The organism is Peribacillus sp. NPDC046944, from assembly GCF_050272735.1.
Classification (GTDB): Bacteria; Bacillota; Bacilli; order Bacillales; family DSM-1321; genus Peribacillus.
Genome location: NZ_JBNNML010000001.1, coordinates 74,220 through 91,225, shown reverse-complemented (window position 1 = coordinate 91,225; position 17,006 = coordinate 74,220). Strand labels below are relative to the sequence as shown.

Here is a 17,006-nt window from a genome sequence, read left to right as displayed (position 1 = left end):
TTCATTATACACTATCGCTCGGTATACCATAGCAAAGACAAAGATAACCACGGCACGTATCACAGAGGCAATATTACGACCATGCTACGCCAGTTGGGCCACTTATCCACCATGAACGACTACTCCTTTTTTGGAATCAGGAACTTGCGGAACTAATATAATTAGGGATGAAGGAAGAAAAGTACTTCCTGGAAGTAAGATGGAGATAGCTGCTTCAACAATCCGAAAAAAGGAGCGTGTTATAGTGGCAAAGAAACGTTTTGAGGACATTTATACAGAAGGAAAAATGGCTGTTACTAAAATAATTCGTGATAATGAAACAGGAGTCCTATATATGTTTCATTATGGCGGTCCTATTTCTGGGTTAACGGTTATGGTTGATAAAGATGGAAAACCTTTAGTTGATAAAGACTTTATAGCTGAGTCTGGGACTTCAGTTGAGTAATGGGTCGGCCACTTCCATATGGAGGTGGCTTTTTTCACACATGTCACAAAGAAATATTTAACAGGTGGCTAGATCCATTTATAACGAACACTAAGAAAATAAAATGTACGGGCATTGGAAACTCACTTTCTAAGAATGTAGAAGAGACTTTAGGTAATCCACATGTTCCCGGTCTTTATCAAGAATTCTATGGACTAGATTTAGACTTTCTTCATCTAATTTATCCCTTACTAGGTCCTCACTCATTCTTATTCCATATAGGTTTTCCCCTTTAATGGCATGTTTAATAATCTCTTCCTCTGAATTGTAATTTTCCACTACATTTACAATGCCTGCCTCGATCTTTCCAATGATCCCCTCACTCGTTACAGGTGTACCACCTAGATGCTGAATTCTCTCTGAAATGAGGGTCGCATGATTTTTTTGGTCTTTCTGAATTGAAATGAACGAGTCTTTTAAAGAAGAATGTTGCAGTTTTTCTATAAAACGTTCATAGGCGTGAATGCCCATGTATGTTCCCTGTAAGAATTTATTCAGTATCTTAATCGTTTGTTCTTGATCCAATCGTATCACTCCCTATAGATAATGATCTTAGTATGCGCTGTACAAATGAAAATTATCTGCATACTAAAAGGGGCCTGAAATTGGCCCCTTTTAGTAGATCACTCGAAATGTTAGATGGAATAATGATAAAAAAAGTTCGATTCTTTTACGAATCCAAATCTCTCATAAAGCCTTTGCGCAGTAACATTCTCCTTACCGGTCTCAAGGGATACCCCATTTGCTCCCGATTCTTTTGCAAAATCGACGGCGGCTTGTAATAAATTCTCACCAATTCCTCTCTTGCGGGCGCTTTCCTTTACGAATAAATCGTTCAAGATCCATGACCGTTTCATGCTTATCGATGAAAAGGAAGGATATAATTGAACAAAACCCAATGAATCGTTACCATCCCTTGCAATGAAGACGACCGATTCCTCGTTCTCTAGTCTTTCTCTTAAAAAATGCTGAGCCCCTTCAAGATTAGAGGGTTGCTCATAGAAAACCCTGTATGAATCAAATAACTCGCTAAGTGAATCAAGCTCTGCCATTGTGGCTTTTTTGATGACCATGCATGAAACCTCCAATTATATTCCGAATAATCCAATAATACCATTCAGGAACGCCTATTGTTCATTTTATTACTAGTCAAATGAATTCAGTTTCCCAAAAAAAGTGCTCTATGAGATCGCGAAGTTTTCTTTTATGAAGTCTCGGAATTTTGGATTGGTTAGGATTTGAAGTTGGAAATCATTTAGACTTCGGGTAAGCTTTTCTTGGTTCATGGAGGATAGATTATTTGAAAAAAGGGCGAGCTCTGTCCTATTTCCGTCTCTATCTGTTGCGTACATGGCCACCGTTAGAACGAAAGCGGTCGATCCTCCCTTTTGACCAGCATGTAAAAGCCATTTGCGATTACTGGGATTCTTCATCAATTGCTCCATGATGGGATCAAGGTGTTCATGAACATGTTGATCAAGATCCATCTTATTGTTTAATATCTTCATGATTGATACATAGTCTTTTGTAGTGGATCGTGACAAACGATCAGACCAAATTTTTTGAAAATCAAGAGACAGCAGTTTCGTTGCTTCTTTCTTCTCTTGTTCTGTAGGTGGTTTGCTTTTCCATCGCTCATTTATGGCAAGTGCCCAACTTCGGTACTCTGTCATTTCCATCTTTTCCATCGCATGAAGTGTCTCTTTTCTTGTGAATTTCTTTTCTTTCATGAGAGTGCTGGGTATGAAAAGGGAAGCGCTAATCGGATACAGGGGTTCGTGGTTCGGGATTCCTAAGCTTTTTGGGACGGAATTGATGCTATCCAGCCCTAGAAGGTTCATTAAATAATCTGTATTCGCATTAGAACTGTAGGCAATCATTCCATTCACGACCTCGCATAAAGGAACGTTCCCGCTCGTTCCTACCTGTGAAAGCCAGGCTTCATGTGCACCACCATCTGTTTTGGGTATGTAAAATTTCTCGATGTCCGCTATTTGCACTTTTTGATCAGGATCCATTAATCCTTCCGCAGCCTGTTGAGCGTATTCAATGGCCATGATGATTTTAACGGTGCTTGCTAATGGAAGCTGCACGGTTGAGTTAACCTCGGCAATCTTCTCATCATTATGATGGATGAATAAAGAAATATCTTTGCTCTCAGCATACTTTTTAATGAAATGAACGATATAGTCAGGGTTTGCCTCATATCTAGCCTTCATAAACTTCCAGAATCCAATTCCTGCAACCAGGCTGGGAAGTAGTAATTTTCCCCTATTAAATAGAATATTCCTCTTCAAAGAATCACGCCCCTACCTCGATTTCCTTTTTCTGTATATACGATTGTTAAAAGGGAAGGTTTCAAGTTTTCTGAATAAATTTACCATATATATCCTTTTTGGAATTAAAAGATGATAGATTACACGATTTTCATTTTAATTCCGTTTTCCTTTAAGATATAGACTATATAACTATAAAAAAGAGTTGTATTTGTCATTGACAATATTATTTTGGGTATATAGTATTGTTATGTGGAAAAATTAGGTGCCTGCTATAATCAATCATGTTGCTTATCCTAAATGGCGATTTACTTTAAGGGACAATCAAGCCAACACGTAATCAAAAAGGGGAAATCATAATGGGGAATTCACCAACTGTTAAAAGGGAAAAAAAGCACAGAAGAATCTCGATCCGGGTAAAGTGGATGTTTTTTATTTGTCTATCCATTTTTCTGGCGATGGGTGTTTCTGTTTCAATAATGGCCTTCCAGGTTTCCAATGTGTTCAAGGAAGATAGTGTTGCCACAAATCAAAGCGCAGCCCAAAATGCTGTATCACAGATTAGCGCGGATTTGAAAGTCTATGAAGATTCAATAAATCAATTATCACAATTGGTATCGATCCATCTAAAGGATGGGGATTCACTGAAAGATATTCAGAGAACCATTGAATCTTTTCAACTGAACAATGAACACTTGCTATCGGCTTATTATATGGACGGTACGGACGGATCATTATACGCATCTCCTAAAATGGAATTTAAGGGAGATGCTCGAGAAACCGTAACGTATACGCAGCTATCGGAAAACCCGAAAACAAAATGGATGGATGTGTACCAAGATATCGTGAATGGCAGTATCATGACTTCAGTGGTCACGCCTGTTTTGGAAAATGGGAAAATGGTAGGGGTGTTAGGCTATGATATTGATTTATCTACCATCGGAAAGATGCGTACGGAAATTGAGAGGCATTCTGATGGTAACCTTGTGATCCTTGATTCGCAAGGCATTATCGTAAGTTCGTTCATGAAGGAAATGGACGGCAAGAATATGAATCCAAATCAAAGTGGGAAGGTCGAAGGAGTGGGGGACCTAGTAACGGATGCGGATCAATTCAATTCCAAGTTCAAGTGGGTTTCGGACATGTACGATGGGTCGAAGCAAACAGCCCAGACGTTAGAGTGGAAAGACCAACAGTATACGGGTGAAGTGAATTCGGTTCCTGACGTGAACTGGAAAGTGGTGGCCTTGACATCGGATGAAGTTTTGCAAGGTAAGTTGCTTGATATTAATCGGACTGTATTCGTCTCTTTGGTTTTTGGTGTATTGATGGGTATCGTATGTGCCATTTATTTATCAGGAAAGTTGAAAAAGCTGATATCGGATCTTCGACATGTCATGAAGAAGACAGCGAGCGGGGATTTAGTAACCGAATTTCACCATGCCTCGAATGATGAGATGGGCGACTTATCCAAAAGTTATAATATCATGTTAAGTAAATTAAGAGAATTGATTAACGATGTGAAAGGAAATACGAATGCTGTAACGGAGGCAACTGCAGGATTGAGCCAGATTGCGATGGAAAATAGTACATCCATTACTGAGGTTTCACGTTCCGTGGAAGAAATTGCAGCAGGGGCAGCCAGTCAATCCGAATCGGTAGAAGAAGGAGCCCATACGATTCAATTGCTCAGTGATGAAATCGATGGACTATCCAAGTTATCGGATAGGACACAAAACGTTTTGGAGACGGCTTCGGAAAAAATCGAGTCAGGTAAGGAACAAGTCAACGAGTTGGAAACGTCTTATCAAAAATTGGAGACAGCTTTTTCAGCCGTGACAAGCATGAGTTTGAGTCTTGTGGAGAAATCAAAAACCATTTCGAATGTGACGAATACGATTTCCCAGATTTCAGAGCAAACCAACTTATTATCCTTGAATGCCTCCATAGAAGCTGCAAGGGCGGGCGAATCCGGAAAAGGGTTTGCGGTCGTGGCGAATGAGGTTCGCAGCTTAGCCGAGGAATCGAAAGAAGCAACAAATAACATCCAGGACATCATACACAGCATTTTTTCAGACACGGAAATGCTACTGAAGACGACCAATGAAACGAATCAAATTAGTGCGAACCAAAAAAGTGCAGTCATGACGGTAAGCAAGGCCATGAAGGAACTTGAGGACTCAGTTCGTAAAATATCCTATTCATTTGTTGAAGAAACCCAGTCCATTTCATCGATTAATCAACAAAAAGAAACAGTTGTGAAAATGATGGAGGAAATAACTGCGGTCTCTCAGCAAACATCTGCTTCTTCAGAAGAAATTGCATCATCCATGGAGGAACAAGCCGCTTCGTCCAATGAGCTTGCAAAATATACAGAACATGTCACGCAATTGATTGTTGACCTAGAGCATACATTGAAAGGGTTTCATATAAAGGTATAAACAAAAAGGGAAACCATCCATCTGGTTTCCCTTTTTGTTTAGTTACTGTAGCGGTGATACTAATGGATTTGGATTATTGATTAAAAAGCCATTGTCTTGAAAATCAATTTCGGTTTGATCCGTGAAACGGGCATCCGAAGGGTTCATTAAAAGCTTTATCCAATCTATAACTAGTACTTCCTCTAATTCGGTCTTATGACGCACAAGGTTCAAATAATAGTTCATCTGGTTGCAGCAAGAACTGGTTACCCCAAATCGTAAATATGTTTCCTCTTCCATATTCCGTTGCATCTCTTTAATGACTTCCTGGGCCTTTTTAGTGATGGTTATCAAGTTGTTCACTCCCAATGTTTAGACACTGCCTCATAAGTTAAGCGCAGTCATATATTCACTCTATCATGTTCGTGGCAAGAGTAATAACATTTTCTCTTGGATAACAATATTTCACAGCCCTTTTTTAGAATCCTTCCTTTTTCAAGGCCATTCTTACTGTTTTGAGGACATGTCCATCGAAGTCATCATCAAACTGAGAAACAACTTCAAAGCCTTTTGCCCGGTAAAAGGCTGTCCCCGATTCATTTTTTTCCTCAACGTTTATAAAAAGCTCATTCCAACCTTTGGAGTGGTCGATTCCTGTTTGCAATAAGGCTGTACCCATACCTTTTCCTTGAAACTCCGGATGAAAGTAAATCGCCACCAGTTCGACTTCTCCACCTTCCTTTACAGGAGAAAAGTCGGCAAATCCCACAATCCTTTCAGCCACTTCGACCACGAAAACAAAAGAGTGTTCAACCCTCTTTTTCATCATCTCGTCACTATAGGCCACATCTAAAAAACGTTCTTGGATTGTAAGGGGGATAATCCCTTCGTACGTACTATGCCAACTTGTCTTCGCGACATGCTGGACTTGTGGGATGTCGCCGACTTGCATGCTACGGATGGTGAATTCCATGTCAATCAACCTTTCTGGTTTCCAGTTTTTTCTGAAAATTATAGCAGATTTCTCTTTTTAAACAAGGAAATTCAAAAACATGGTGGGCATGAGTCCTGGAAGTATTTCGTTAGGCCCTTTTCCATAGGAGACATATTCACTAAAGTGGCAAAGGCACAATTTAGTGGACGTGGTTACTTGTCCCGCTCCTTATACCTAATGACGAATATATATATAAGAATCGGACAAGTCGGGTCCAATGGCACAAGGCCCAAAAAGGGGAGAACATCATGCATTTTGAAATCGGGGTGACCATTTTTGTCTTCGTCATGACAATGGTTGTCATACTATGGAGACCACGAGGGCTAAACGAAGCTTGGCCAGCTTCATTTGGCGCGGCAATCATATTGCTTACTGGCATAGTATCACGTGGGGATGTAATGGATATCATCGGTAAAATCGGGGGTGCCTCCATCACCATCATGGCAACGCTTGTCATGGCAGTCATACTGGAGAGTTTCGGATTCTTTCATTGGGCTGCTGCGAGACTTGTAACCCTTGCAAAAGGCTCCGGATATCGTTTGTATTGGTACATTCAATTATTATGTTTTTTAATGACGCTTTTATTTAATAACGATGGGAGCATCATGATCACGACACCCATCCTCATATTACTTTTAAAAAATCTTCGAATGAAGAAACACGAAACTATTTCATATCTCTTGAGTGGGGCCTTGATAGCCACTGCATCCAGCGCACCCATTGGAGTTAGTAACATCGTCAATTTGATTGCCTTGAAAATCGTCGATATGACGCTTTATATGCATACAGCCATGATGTTCGTACCTGCAACATTGGGGCTGTTATTCATGTCATGGTTGATGTTCATGGTCATCAAGAAAGATTTGCCTAAAAAATTGCCCTCCCATTCCTATGACATTGAGGAACGATTTTTCACTAAAAATTTTCATCCGTTAAAAGAGAATACGACGGTGGAAACAAAGAGGCAACGTACAAAGTTCATGTTCAAGATCCTGACCTATGTCTTCATTGTCCGCTGTTTATTATTCGTGGCTTCTTATCTATCGATACCTATAGAGTGGGTTGCGGTAATGGGTTCATTATCATTGCTTATTTGGAGATGGTATCATCTACGTACGAGTCCCGTAGATATTTTGAAGAAGACTCCATGGCATATTCTTATCTTTGCGTTCTCTATGTATATCATCATTTTTGGTCTTCAGAATGCAGGGCTTACAGCCATCCTTGTTCAAATCTGTGAACCGATTGTCAACAAAGGATTATTAAGTGCGAGTTTGGTGATGGGAGGGCTTGTTTCGGTCCTATCGAACATTTTCAATAATCATCCAGCCCTAATGATCGGGACCATTACGTTGACGGAAATGGGGTTAGATCCCATCACATTAAAAACCATTTATCTTGCCAATATAATAGGGAGTGATATGGGCTCCTTGCTATTGCCCATCGGTACACTTGCCTCCTTGATCTGGATGCATATCCTGAAACAAAATAAAGTGAAAATCACATGGAAAGAGTATGTGAATGTTACCGTACGAGTCATCCCGTTGGCTACAGTGGTGACATTGCTTTTACTATTTTATTGGGTCCATTTGGTCTTTTACTAATGAAACCCCTTTTCCTCCATCATCTTAAATGGCTAACCCCCTATACGCAAGGGGAAAGACCATACTCGCTCGCTCATGAACAATTCCCCATAAACGCAACCTCATTCCCGTTCTATCGATCCTTGGAAGAACAGCTGAAAACGATCGAAGGAAAGCTCGTTGTTTTTGATGGAGGAGAGGAACCTTAGAGAATGGGGTTACTCAAAAAGTCGGAAAATAGCATGGTTGAATTGGTTACGGCCAAAGGAGAACGTATATACTTAAACCTGACGCAACTTCAAACGGTGGATGTTCCATAAAAAGGATTGCTTTGAAAAGGAGAAGCCAGAAAACCGGCTTCTTCCTTTTTTTGTTTATAAAAAGGGTTGGCCGCTCCTTCAAAAAATAAGCTCATTTTTTGTTCTTTCGCCGTTATATTAGGAAAACTTTCCATACTGGTAAAACGTATTAACCGGGCACTAAGTCCTTTATTGGTTTGATAAATAAATATATGAGTATAATATACTATTTAAATGTGTCATTTTTGTTAAAAAAGGATTAATATATATAGATTTTTTGTCATATATAGTCTAAAGGATATATAAGTATCACCGATATTATTGGAGAAAGTAAGTAAAAAGTCTCATTCTAATAAACTGATATATAGGATTACCAATAATCTGGAACTGCTCTATGTATGTATTTCCAGTCATAAAGGAAGGGTTCAAAATGAGAAGAAAATTATTAGTCAGCATGCTGCTTTTATTACTAGTCTTGGTTGGAGTGACCTTTACACCTGGTACAAAAGTTGATGCAGCAGATCGGATTCATACAGTTTCCTCGCAAGAAACGGTAGAATCCATTGCATCGATTTATAATATAACGCCAGAACAATTGATGAATATCAATGGCTTACCGGATACCCAGTTATATGTAGGACAAAAACTTAAAATCATACAGACAGCATATACTCCTTCCATCTATCAGTGGGCGGAGAGAGGGAAACGAATTGCCAACTATGCAAAAACATTTGTTGGATTCAAAAAAACAGCAGGAGAAGAGACCCCTTCTAAAGGCTTTGATTCGAGTGGATTGGTTCATTGGGCCCTTTCTCAGCAGAATGTGGCTGTGGATCGTTTAACCGTAGACGGCTTTTATAAACTTGGGATGGAAACGGCTGTTCCTAAGGCGGGAGACATCATCTTTTTCCTTGAAAAAGACACATCAAAAGTGGTGACGGCAGGGATTTATCTAGGAAAAGACAAATTCGTCAATTCTGGATATGGTGCAGAAACAGTTCAAATAAGAAATAGTACGGAAAAGTACTTTGCTAAATATCAAGTTATCTATAAAACGTATACACCTAAAGGGGAACATATCGTACAACCGGGTGAAACGCTAAGTAGCATTTCAAACAATTACAGCATTCACATGAACTCCATTAAAAAACGTAATGCTTTACCGACTAATGAAGTGATGGAAGGTCAATACCTTCAAATATACAGTGATCTTCTATTCCCGTTCTATGAAGGACAAGAAACAGCATATGACAATGCATACGATGTAATCAGATATGCTTATACTTTACGAGGGTTCACGTATGTTTTCAGTGGGGCTGATCCTCTAACGGGAATGGATTGCAGTGGATTTATTTACTGGGCCATGAAGGAGCAGGGGATTTCTATAAAACGTAGCTCTGCTGCTGACTACTATGAGTGGTTGCCGGCTATATCAGAACCAAAAGCGGGCGATTTAGTCTTCTTTAGGGATACAGGTACAAGACAAGGTGTAACCCATGTAGGGATTTATCTTGGGAATGGGCGTTTTATCCATACAACCGAGAAAGCCGGTGTCCATATATCTGACCTTTCTTCCGGGTATTTTGCCCAGAAGTTCGAAAGCTATGGCCAAGTACAACTTATCATGAATTAAATGCAAGAGACAGGATAGAGGGGGCTAGAAACTGGCCCTATCTATCTTCTTTTTTATATCCTCTTTTTCAATGAAGTTTTTCAGAGTTGAATGACCTTTAAATGAGGCTTGTGCGATAAGTTTCTTTTGTGTAGAAGTCACAGAATACTCAAAGGATGTGGGTATCATATTTTATCGAAAAAGAAGTAGTGGAGGGAGGGGACTTGAAACAATCTTTTAGACCCCCAAGAAGGCTTCTCTGAGGGTTGAAAGATTGTTTTAATCATAAGTGTGGAAGATGCAGGACAAGCTCCTGATAAGTGATCAAGCCATTCCAATCGTTGCACTAGAATTGCTTTTTATTCAGATTGAGCATGTAGTGAATGGTGGCTTTCTCTAAAGCGCTAATGAATTGATTCAACACTTCGGTCTGGTTATGCCTGTTTGTCCTCTTAAGGTCACTGTCTAGGAAAAAATGTTTTCGTAAGGTCCTGGATATTTCCAATTGTACGCCAGCGCCGGTTTTGCAACGGTTGGTAATATTGTTTTCATTCATCCCCAATAAATGCTTCGGTGCTTCAGCTGTTTGAAATCCAGATTCCTTTAAGGCTACTTGTATCACATGTTTATAGGTCTCGTTCCTGCCACCCATATAGATTAACGCTTCATTGGAATCGCGATAACCGTGTATGGAGAGGATTGTTTTTGCGTTATTTGCCATCAGTATGGCGGTTGGCTCATCGAAGGAGGTGGAGGTGATGTGCAGTTTGCTGTTATCCCTTCGTTTATGTCCTTCAAATAGATACGTACTTGAATGGAGTCTTTCTCCAAGGGCAAAGGCTACTTCACTAGTTCCCGGTTCTATATTGCCGCCATGGATCGCAAAAATCGCTATTTCTGGATTACGATGAAAAGCCGTAATGCTATAATCGGTGTTTTCTTTTTCATTCTGTTGCAGTTCCGCAAAACTTGAGTATCCATTCTCCATCCTATATGCCTCCTCGTCCTGCAATCTCCTTGTATTGTATAACCATTGAAAAACAGGTTGAACCCTCATGAGGTTCAACCTGTTTTTTTACTCTTGGATATTTGTATACTGTTCTATTTTCTTTTGTTCATCGGGAGTCAGTGTTTCAGACCGTTTGAACGTATTCATTGTTACAAGCAGGACTGCTATCAGAACAACAGGGATAACCCAGCTTACTACTTTTTTTAATATCTTCATTTTCTCGTCCCCTTATAGATCTATAAAAATTTAGATGTTTTCAAGATGTATAGGCGTTTTCTTTATTGCTGTGCTTGCCAACTGCCATTTCTCCGAGGATCGGCTGCTCCTGATAACCTACCGTTCTTTTCATTTCTAACGAGTACCTGTACGCCACCATAGAACACAGGGGCGACTTTTTGTACAACATTGTAACCGGCTCTTTCTAATGCAGAGGCTGTTTCAGGCGAAGGGCGGTATTCTGTATAGATGGTATTACCATCAAATACGAATCGATTGCGATCTATGATATTTTGGAAAGTATCCTCACCTTCTGTATATGAATACAGGACCTGCATGAGCACTTGCGGTATCCTATCACCACCAGGCGAACCGATTCCGATTGTCTTTTCCCCTTGTTTTTTAAGAATGGTAGGAGCGGTAAAGGTCCTTGAGCGTTTATGCTCATCGATTTTATTCAGGCCAGTGCGGAAGTTTTTCAATTGGTCATTCAAGAAAAAGCCGTTCGTATAGGCACCGGAACCAAAAAAGTTACTGAGTGTATTGGTCGTAGAAACGACTGTGCCATACTTATCCATGACGACGAAATGAGTCGTGCTTTCATGTTCTTCAGACTGGAACTCTACATTTGACCAATCACCTTTATTTATCTCTTTTTTCAGGTTGTCCAAATGAAGGGGAGATACTAATTGTTCAGCTTTGTCTGCGCTGATTCCGTCCCCGGTATAGTTAATTCGATCTTTATAGGAGGCGTTGGTAATGGCTCCCAGTAACTCCATATAATCTGCCTTATTTGAAGCATTGCTTAAGTCGACTTCTTCAGCGAGATTTAACATTTCAAGGACGGTTATCCCTGAAAAGGGAGGGGGAGCGGTCCAAACATCATATCCGGCGAATTTGCCTTGGACTGGCTCTCGTTCTTTTACTTCATAATGCTTTAAGTCCATTAAGTCTACATCTGTTCTTTTTTTGATATTCCGTGCGATGTTCCCTTTATAAAACCCATCGGGCCCTTTTCGCTGAATCAGTTTCAATGTGTCAGCAAGATCTTCTTGTTTCAAAACCTTTCCTGGTTCAATCGAATCGTCATCAGGATAAAACAAGAGAGTTTTCTCTGAATAAATTCTTGCTTTGGCTGCCTTTAGGCGGGAGGCCAACATTTTATCGACTTCAAATCCTTCTTCAGCCAGGTCGATGGCCGGCTGAAGAAGGTCTTCCATCGGAATGGTTCCGTATTTATCATGGACAGCTTGCATCCCGGCTACAAAGCCAGGGACACCGGTATTATGTTTTAACTTTGAACGTTCAGGAGCCGTTTCACGATAATCAATAAAATTAGGTTTCTCAGATTCGGATACAATCAGCATTCCGCCGCCGCCGCCAATTCCAGATCCAAAGGGTTCAGTTACACCCAATGCATAAGAAACGGCAATCGACGCATCGGCCGCTGTTCCACCGTTATCTAATATATTCATCCCCACTTCTACGGCGATAGGGTTGGAAGAGCTAACTCCATATGATTTATCATTTAAAGATTCATTGGTATCATGCGTGTCAGAAAGAGGGTCAGTTTTTGAACATCCTGCTATAAAAATGAGCAAACAAAGGGAAAGGAGTACTTTCCGTGTGAAAGGATAAAACACTGATTGATCGCCTCTTTTCGGTGTGATCTTCTAAGATGTGTGTCTTCTAGCATACCTGCTAGTAGACTCTTATTCACGTATTATCTAGTTGTATGATGGTGCTTCATGTTTCTATTCTTCAGTAGTTGTCTCTTCTTGGGTTACTTTCTTTTCTTTAGCAGCTTTCTTTTCTTGGGCTGCTTTTTCCTCTTGTTCACGCTGTTCTTTATGGTCTATTACACGTGTATGATCCAATTTAATCTCTATCTTATTATCTTTTTTAGACCATTGCACGTTGTCACTTGTTTCTTTCGTCAACCAACGGAAAACTCGCGATACATCGCTAGAAGATGTAGCGGGTCTTGGTGTAGCTTCCTTGATTTGCAAGGGAACCACATCAACGGTTGCTTGTCCGTCATCAGTTAAATGGTATTGTACCATCGCAGAATCTTTTGTACGTGTCCAGCCTTGGTCGAATACAAAGTTTCCTAAGCTGTAAAAGATAAGTCCATCTTTATACACATCGAATGATTGGACGACATGGGGGTGATGGCCAATGATGATATCTGCACCAGCATCGATCACCGCTTTCGCTAATTCTGTTTGACGACCTGTCGCAGAAGTAGCATATTCTTGGCCCCAGTGCATATTGACGACAACTAAGTCTGCGTTTCCTTTTTTCGCATCCTTGGCGTCACCGATCATTTCAAATAATAAGTCAGGATTGGAATTCAATAACCCAGCTTGAGTATTTTTGGCTACCGCATTTTTACCATATACATCGGTAAAGCCAAGAGTAGCGATACGTACGCCTTTAACATCTTGGTAATTGATGTTTTCTTTCGCTTCTGTAATATTCCGACCTACACCAACATAATCCATTTTGGCATTCTCGAATTCATCGATTGTGTCGAGCAATCCTTGTTCTTCAAAGTCCATCATATGGTTATTCGCAAGAGTCATGACAGAAAATCCAGCATTTTTAACAGCTTCCACGCCATCTGCATACGAATTTAGACGAATGGCTGTATCAGCTTCTTCATATTTCGATACATCTTTTGCTAGAGCAGGATGTTCATAGTTTCCACTTACATAATCCGAAGCGTTAAAATAGGGCTTCATGTAACGGAAGAGGTAATCAAAACCATGGCTGTCTGTCACTTCCTCGACATAACGGCCCATCATGATATCTCCGACCATTGACATTGTAAGGGTATCGTTTGGTTTGGATGCAACAACTTCCACGTCTTTCGTGCGTCCCAACCAAGATGTTACGACTAAGACGATGATCAATATCGGTAGAACGATTGCAGTGTATTTGAGATTCTTTTTCTTCGTCCGCTTTGTAAAGATAAGTGTTTTTTCTTTTGCGTTTAAAGTACGTTTCATTTTATCCACCTCAGAATAGGTAATACACGTTCATTAGACCGAAAGTTACTCCGGATAATAAAAGCGTGCTGCCGAGTGTTAATGGCATTCCTTGTCTTTGAATGGCATTAGCGATCAAGCCAGGGACGATTATACCAATACCACGGAATTCATAGATTTCAAAAGGCATGACGGGGTAGACGAAATCCAATACGAGTTTTAGACAAATCCCCGTTATCATCATTGCGGCAAACTTTCTTCTTCCATATAAGATTACCCATCTTGAAAGACCGTGAGCGACAATGAAATAAGTTAAGATACTTACTATAATAATTACCAGCATGACTTGCCATTGATCAAAAACTAATGCCAAATAACCTGGCACGATAAGTCCGGCGGGCACAACACCCGTTTTTTCTGAAAAAATAAGGCTCAGTGTTACCCCTAGTACTAGGGCTACGTATAAATCCGATCCAAACATTAAGGTTCCTCCTACTTAACTCGCTTTTTGCTTCGTTTTAGTTTTCATGATTGCGTCAATTAAGGGTTCTGCTGCTCCGTGAATGTTACCGACCCCATAAACGATTCGGTTTTTCATGACTGGGCGCAGTTTGGCAACGATTTCTTCCGTTGACCATTCTTCTAAATCCCAATACTCTACTGTATCCAATTTTCCTTGCTCAAATGCTTTCGTTATTGGTGAAGTAGTTTCACCGATGGCAATGACGATTTCGGACTTTATGTAAGGCAATACATCTCTTGCAAATTGCTCTGTACGGTCCACACGGTCAGGACGGCAGTTCATGATTACGATAGGGGCTTCCGTGCTGTATCCGAAGGTACTTACCCTGTCCCAAATATTCAATGTAGATGACGCATCATTGGCGGCAAATCCATTAACGAAGAAAGTCGGTTGCCTAGCATCTCCAAATTTAGTGATACGCATGGCCCCTGGATCTGGATGTGCATTTAACATGCCACGGAATGCCGTTTTCTCATCGATACCCAATGCTTCTGCAACAGCCAAGGCAAGGGAGGCGTTATCAGGGAATACCATATAGTCGAATTCACGTAGAAATTCTTCTGAGATCCTTGAGTTATCGGCTACGATTACCTTCGTATTACGTTGTTTGGCAATTTCTTTGTAATATTCTAAATGTTCGCCCTCGATGGTTATTAAATGCCCATTGTAGGGTATGGTTGCAGTGAATGCTTCTGCAACTTGATCCAATGTTGGTCCCATGACATCCATGTGATCTTCAAGAACATTTACGATAACCCCAATATTTGCCTGAATCATTTTATTTTGGAAGATTAGTTGATAGTCAGGCTGCACGGCCATGCACTCACAAACTAATGCTTCAGTTCCTAAGTCAGCTACTTCTTTAACTACGCGACGTTGTTCCCCGATATTCGGTCCTTCTGGACGACGTATGATCGGTTTTTCTTTGTCCGTAAACCAATAAATCATTCTTGCGGAAGTTCCGGTTGTTTTTCCTATTGTCTTGTACTCCGCTTCCTTGATCACACCTGTAATCAGACGTGTTACAGTGGATTTCCCTCGGATCCCATTTACGTTGACACGTACGGGAATGGAGTCGAGACGCTTTTGATGGCGTTTTTGTTCGACTATGCCATAGCCAAGCAAAAATAATGCACAAATAAATATCGGTGCCATTTTTTAACCTCTCTTTTTTTATATATTTGATTTACTGAATACACACTACATGATTTTAAACTTATTAAGCAAGGGTCGTTTTTCTATAGCAAGATAGCTTATTTTGATAATTTCCAAATTAAACTATAAATGAGTGTAATAGTAACTAATGACTATAATATTCATGTAAGGACAAATACTCTATGGATTCCCCATTTCATGATGATTCTATTATGAGATGGAGAATAAAAAATAATTTTTATAGGATAATGAATTCTTTTTATAAGGATAAAAACCCAATTCCTAGTATCTACTGTAGGAGTTTAATGTAGACGATCCTTCCTGTTTTATAATTGTTTATACCTATTTGTGCATTTATTTTCTAATCTACTAGTTTGTTTTTTCTTTATTCCTGTATTTTGATTCTAATGACTCATTTAGTGCTACTTTTTTGGATTTGGATAAAGATGAGTAAAATCACCCCCCATATTTTTTGGGTTTTTTTAATATGAAATACCCGAGGGGCTATGAGGTGACATCAATAAATTGTCAAAATCCTTCCCTTAAAAGTTTTGGAAACGAGGGTTTTTAAAAAAAAGACTAGTTTCTTCTATTAATATAGTGTTAATAGTAGAACTAAAAAAAACCCAGAATAAATTCTGAGTTTTTGGAGTATTTTTACATTCATTTATAATAAGGGATTAAATGAAATGTTATTTATAGATGAGAGTATTTTTTGTAAATTGATAGTCTCGAATCAATTTTAAGATGATGCTATCTTTAGCTAGATTTTATTCTATTTAAAAGCTCAGGATGTGAGTCCTTTTTACCGCCATCTATAACATAAAGCATAGGGGCTAATCTTCTGTTTCCTTTATCGGCAGAATTCATCTTCAAGTAATTTTCGTATTCGTTGCGAAAGAATTCGTCTTGGGCTTTCCCTTCGTTTAACTTTGCTATGAATTTGAAAAATCGTTTCATATGAATTCCTCCTTGTTTGGTTAAAAAGTATTAGGTTAATAGTAACATACTTTAGGTGGAAATTAACCACTTATTATAAAATAGGAAATAAAAAATAGTAAAGGTGATTATATAGACTTAGTTCTCTGGATTTGGAATACGATATTGATGTAAGACCATCTCGTCTGTTTAGAGAGTCTCCTGTTGATCGGGTTTCAAATGAGAGTAATTAAGAGTTGGTTCAAATGCTTTTTAAAAGTGTGCTGACACTTCTAGAGAGGAAGTAGTAATTCTACTATTTACTGATGTAAATATTACTGGAGTAATATTAATTATACATTGAATATTCAGAAAATAATAGTGTAAGTTGAATTATTTCTCTCTGTATAAGATTCATGGTGAATTTTTTATTATAGTTTGTTTTGTGTTGTTATTAGTTTATTCCCCGTATTCACTATATTGAAACAATTTTAATGAAGAGGATATATTTGTTATTAACTTCATAG

General features: G+C 39.4%; 16 protein-coding genes and 1 pseudogene. 5 read left to right on the top strand and 12 right to left on the bottom strand.

All coding sequences use genetic code 11. The features are described 5' to 3' along the window. Positions 1-45: 45 nt before the first annotated feature. Together ACQKIC_RS00470 and ACQKIC_RS00465 are read left to right on the top strand one after the other, a co-directional pair. Positions 46-156, top strand: a pseudogene (locus ACQKIC_RS00470) (DinB family protein); the annotation flags it as partial. A 43-nt stretch (positions 157-199) separates the two neighbouring features. After that, complete coding sequence (locus ACQKIC_RS00465) at positions 200-445, top strand: DUF6440 family protein (protein WP_427668486.1); 246 nt, start codon at positions 200-202, stop codon at positions 443-445. A gap of 129 nt (positions 446-574) precedes the next feature. Here the strand turns inward: ACQKIC_RS00465 and ACQKIC_RS00460 are convergent, their stop codons facing one another. From ACQKIC_RS00460 to ACQKIC_RS00450, 3 genes are all read right to left on the bottom strand, one after another. Continuing rightward, positions 575-1,009 carry a DUF2383 domain-containing protein gene (locus tag ACQKIC_RS00460; protein WP_402957894.1) on the bottom strand — a complete coding sequence of 145 codons (435 nt, stop codon included), beginning with the start codon at positions 1,007-1,009 and terminating at the stop codon, positions 575-577. A gap of 110 nt (positions 1,010-1,119) precedes the next feature. Next, positions 1,120-1,557 carry a GNAT family N-acetyltransferase gene (locus tag ACQKIC_RS00455; protein ID WP_407406793.1) on the bottom strand — a complete coding sequence of 146 codons (438 nt, stop codon included), beginning with the start codon at positions 1,555-1,557 and terminating at the stop codon, positions 1,120-1,122. Between the two features lie 108 nt (positions 1,558-1,665). Then, positions 1,666-2,781 carry a serine hydrolase gene (locus tag ACQKIC_RS00450; RefSeq protein ID WP_427590692.1) on the bottom strand — a complete coding sequence of 372 codons (1,116 nt, stop codon included), beginning with the start codon at positions 2,779-2,781 and terminating at the stop codon, positions 1,666-1,668. 404 nt (positions 2,782-3,185) lie between these two features. On the opposite strand from ACQKIC_RS00450, the gene ACQKIC_RS00445 reads away from it, so the two are divergent. After that, a complete protein-coding gene (locus ACQKIC_RS00445; RefSeq protein ID WP_427668484.1) occupies positions 3,186-5,201 on the top strand; it encodes a methyl-accepting chemotaxis protein in 2,016 nt (671 codons plus the stop codon). Positions 5,202-5,243: 42 nt separating this feature from the next. On the opposite strand, the gene ACQKIC_RS00440 is transcribed toward ACQKIC_RS00445, so the two are convergent. Then, complete coding sequence (locus ACQKIC_RS00440; protein ID WP_427590690.1) at positions 5,244-5,534, bottom strand: HesB/IscA family protein; 291 nt, start codon at positions 5,532-5,534, stop codon at positions 5,244-5,246. A 124-nt stretch (positions 5,535-5,658) separates the two neighbouring features. Further along, on the bottom strand, positions 5,659-6,153 hold the full coding sequence (locus ACQKIC_RS00435) for an N-acetyltransferase family protein (protein ID WP_427590689.1): 495 nt from the start codon (positions 6,151-6,153) through the stop codon (positions 5,659-5,661). 269 nt (positions 6,154-6,422) lie between these two features. Here ACQKIC_RS00435 and ACQKIC_RS00430 point away from each other — a divergent pair, with 269 nt between their 5' ends. Continuing rightward, positions 6,423-7,778 carry an arsenic transporter gene (locus tag ACQKIC_RS00430; RefSeq protein WP_402957884.1) on the top strand — a complete coding sequence of 452 codons (1,356 nt, stop codon included), beginning with the start codon at positions 6,423-6,425 and terminating at the stop codon, positions 7,776-7,778. A gap of 708 nt (positions 7,779-8,486) precedes the next feature. After that, positions 8,487-9,689, top strand: a complete 1,203-nt coding sequence (locus tag ACQKIC_RS00425) for an NlpC/P60 family protein (protein WP_427590688.1) — start codon at positions 8,487-8,489, stop codon at positions 9,687-9,689. 325 nt (positions 9,690-10,014) lie between these two features. Here the strand turns inward: ACQKIC_RS00425 and ACQKIC_RS00420 are convergent, their stop codons facing one another. The 7 genes from ACQKIC_RS00420 to ACQKIC_RS00390 all read right to left on the bottom strand — a co-directional run bounded on the left by ACQKIC_RS00420 (position 10,015) and on the right by ACQKIC_RS00390 (position 16,521). After that, on the bottom strand, positions 10,015-10,656 hold the full coding sequence (locus ACQKIC_RS00420) for a poly-gamma-glutamate hydrolase family protein (RefSeq protein ID WP_427590687.1): 642 nt from the start codon (positions 10,654-10,656) through the stop codon (positions 10,015-10,017). Positions 10,657-10,743: 87 nt separating this feature from the next. Next, positions 10,744-10,893: a CapE family protein gene (locus tag ACQKIC_RS00415; protein ID WP_402957878.1), complete on the bottom strand. Its 150-nt coding sequence runs from the start codon at positions 10,891-10,893 to the stop codon at positions 10,744-10,746. A 62-nt stretch (positions 10,894-10,955) separates the two neighbouring features. Then, positions 10,956-12,536 carry a gamma-glutamyltransferase family protein gene (locus ACQKIC_RS00410; protein ID WP_402957876.1) on the bottom strand — a complete coding sequence of 527 codons (1,581 nt, stop codon included), beginning with the start codon at positions 12,534-12,536 and terminating at the stop codon, positions 10,956-10,958. 111 nt (positions 12,537-12,647) lie between these two features. Next, a complete protein-coding gene (locus tag ACQKIC_RS00405; protein ID WP_402957874.1) occupies positions 12,648-13,904 on the bottom strand; it encodes a CapA family protein in 1,257 nt (418 codons plus the stop codon). A gap of 10 nt (positions 13,905-13,914) precedes the next feature. Next, positions 13,915-14,364, bottom strand: coding sequence for a poly-gamma-glutamate biosynthesis protein PgsC (gene pgsC, locus ACQKIC_RS00400; protein WP_402957872.1), 450 nt, complete (start codon positions 14,362-14,364; stop codon positions 13,915-13,917). 15 nt (positions 14,365-14,379) lie between these two features. Continuing rightward, complete coding sequence (gene pgsB, locus ACQKIC_RS00395; RefSeq protein WP_402873896.1) at positions 14,380-15,561, bottom strand: poly-gamma-glutamate synthase PgsB; 1,182 nt, start codon at positions 15,559-15,561, stop codon at positions 14,380-14,382. 759 nt (positions 15,562-16,320) lie between these two features. After that, complete coding sequence (locus tag ACQKIC_RS00390; RefSeq protein WP_402957870.1) at positions 16,321-16,521, bottom strand: hypothetical protein; 201 nt, start codon at positions 16,519-16,521, stop codon at positions 16,321-16,323. Positions 16,522-17,006: the final 485 nt, after the last annotated feature.

Excerpts from the sequence above, each read along its gene's own strand:
- ACQKIC_RS00405 (WP_402957874.1), bottom strand. The coding sequence starts at position 13,904 with ATGAAACGTACTTTAAACGCAAAAGAAAAAACACTTATCTTTACAAAG.
- pgsB (WP_402873896.1), bottom strand. The coding sequence starts at position 15,561 with ATGGCACCGATATTTATTTGTGCATTATTTTTGCTTGGCTATGGCATA.
- ACQKIC_RS00425 (WP_427590688.1), top strand. The coding sequence starts at position 8,487 with ATGAGAAGAAAATTATTAGTCAGCATGCTGCTTTTATTACTAGTCTTG.
- ACQKIC_RS00390 (WP_402957870.1), bottom strand. The coding sequence starts at position 16,521 with ATGAAACGATTTTTCAAATTCATAGCAAAGTTAAACGAAGGGAAAGCC.
- ACQKIC_RS00435 (WP_427590689.1), bottom strand. The coding sequence starts at position 6,153 with ATGGAATTCACCATCCGTAGCATGCAAGTCGGCGACATCCCACAAGTC.
- pgsC (WP_402957872.1), bottom strand. The coding sequence starts at position 14,364 with ATGTTTGGATCGGATTTATACGTAGCCCTAGTACTAGGGGTAACACTG.
- ACQKIC_RS00430 (WP_402957884.1), top strand. The coding sequence starts at position 6,423 with ATGCATTTTGAAATCGGGGTGACCATTTTTGTCTTCGTCATGACAATG.
- ACQKIC_RS00445 (WP_427668484.1), top strand. The coding sequence starts at position 3,186 with ATGTTTTTTATTTGTCTATCCATTTTTCTGGCGATGGGTGTTTCTGTT.
- ACQKIC_RS00420 (WP_427590687.1), bottom strand. The coding sequence starts at position 10,656 with ATGGAGAATGGATACTCAAGTTTTGCGGAACTGCAACAGAATGAAAAA.
- ACQKIC_RS00465 (WP_427668486.1), top strand. The coding sequence starts at position 200 with ATGGAGATAGCTGCTTCAACAATCCGAAAAAAGGAGCGTGTTATAGTG.
- ACQKIC_RS00415 (WP_402957878.1), bottom strand. The coding sequence starts at position 10,893 with ATGAAGATATTAAAAAAAGTAGTAAGCTGGGTTATCCCTGTTGTTCTG.
- ACQKIC_RS00455 (WP_407406793.1), bottom strand. The coding sequence starts at position 1,557 with ATGGTCATCAAAAAAGCCACAATGGCAGAGCTTGATTCACTTAGCGAG.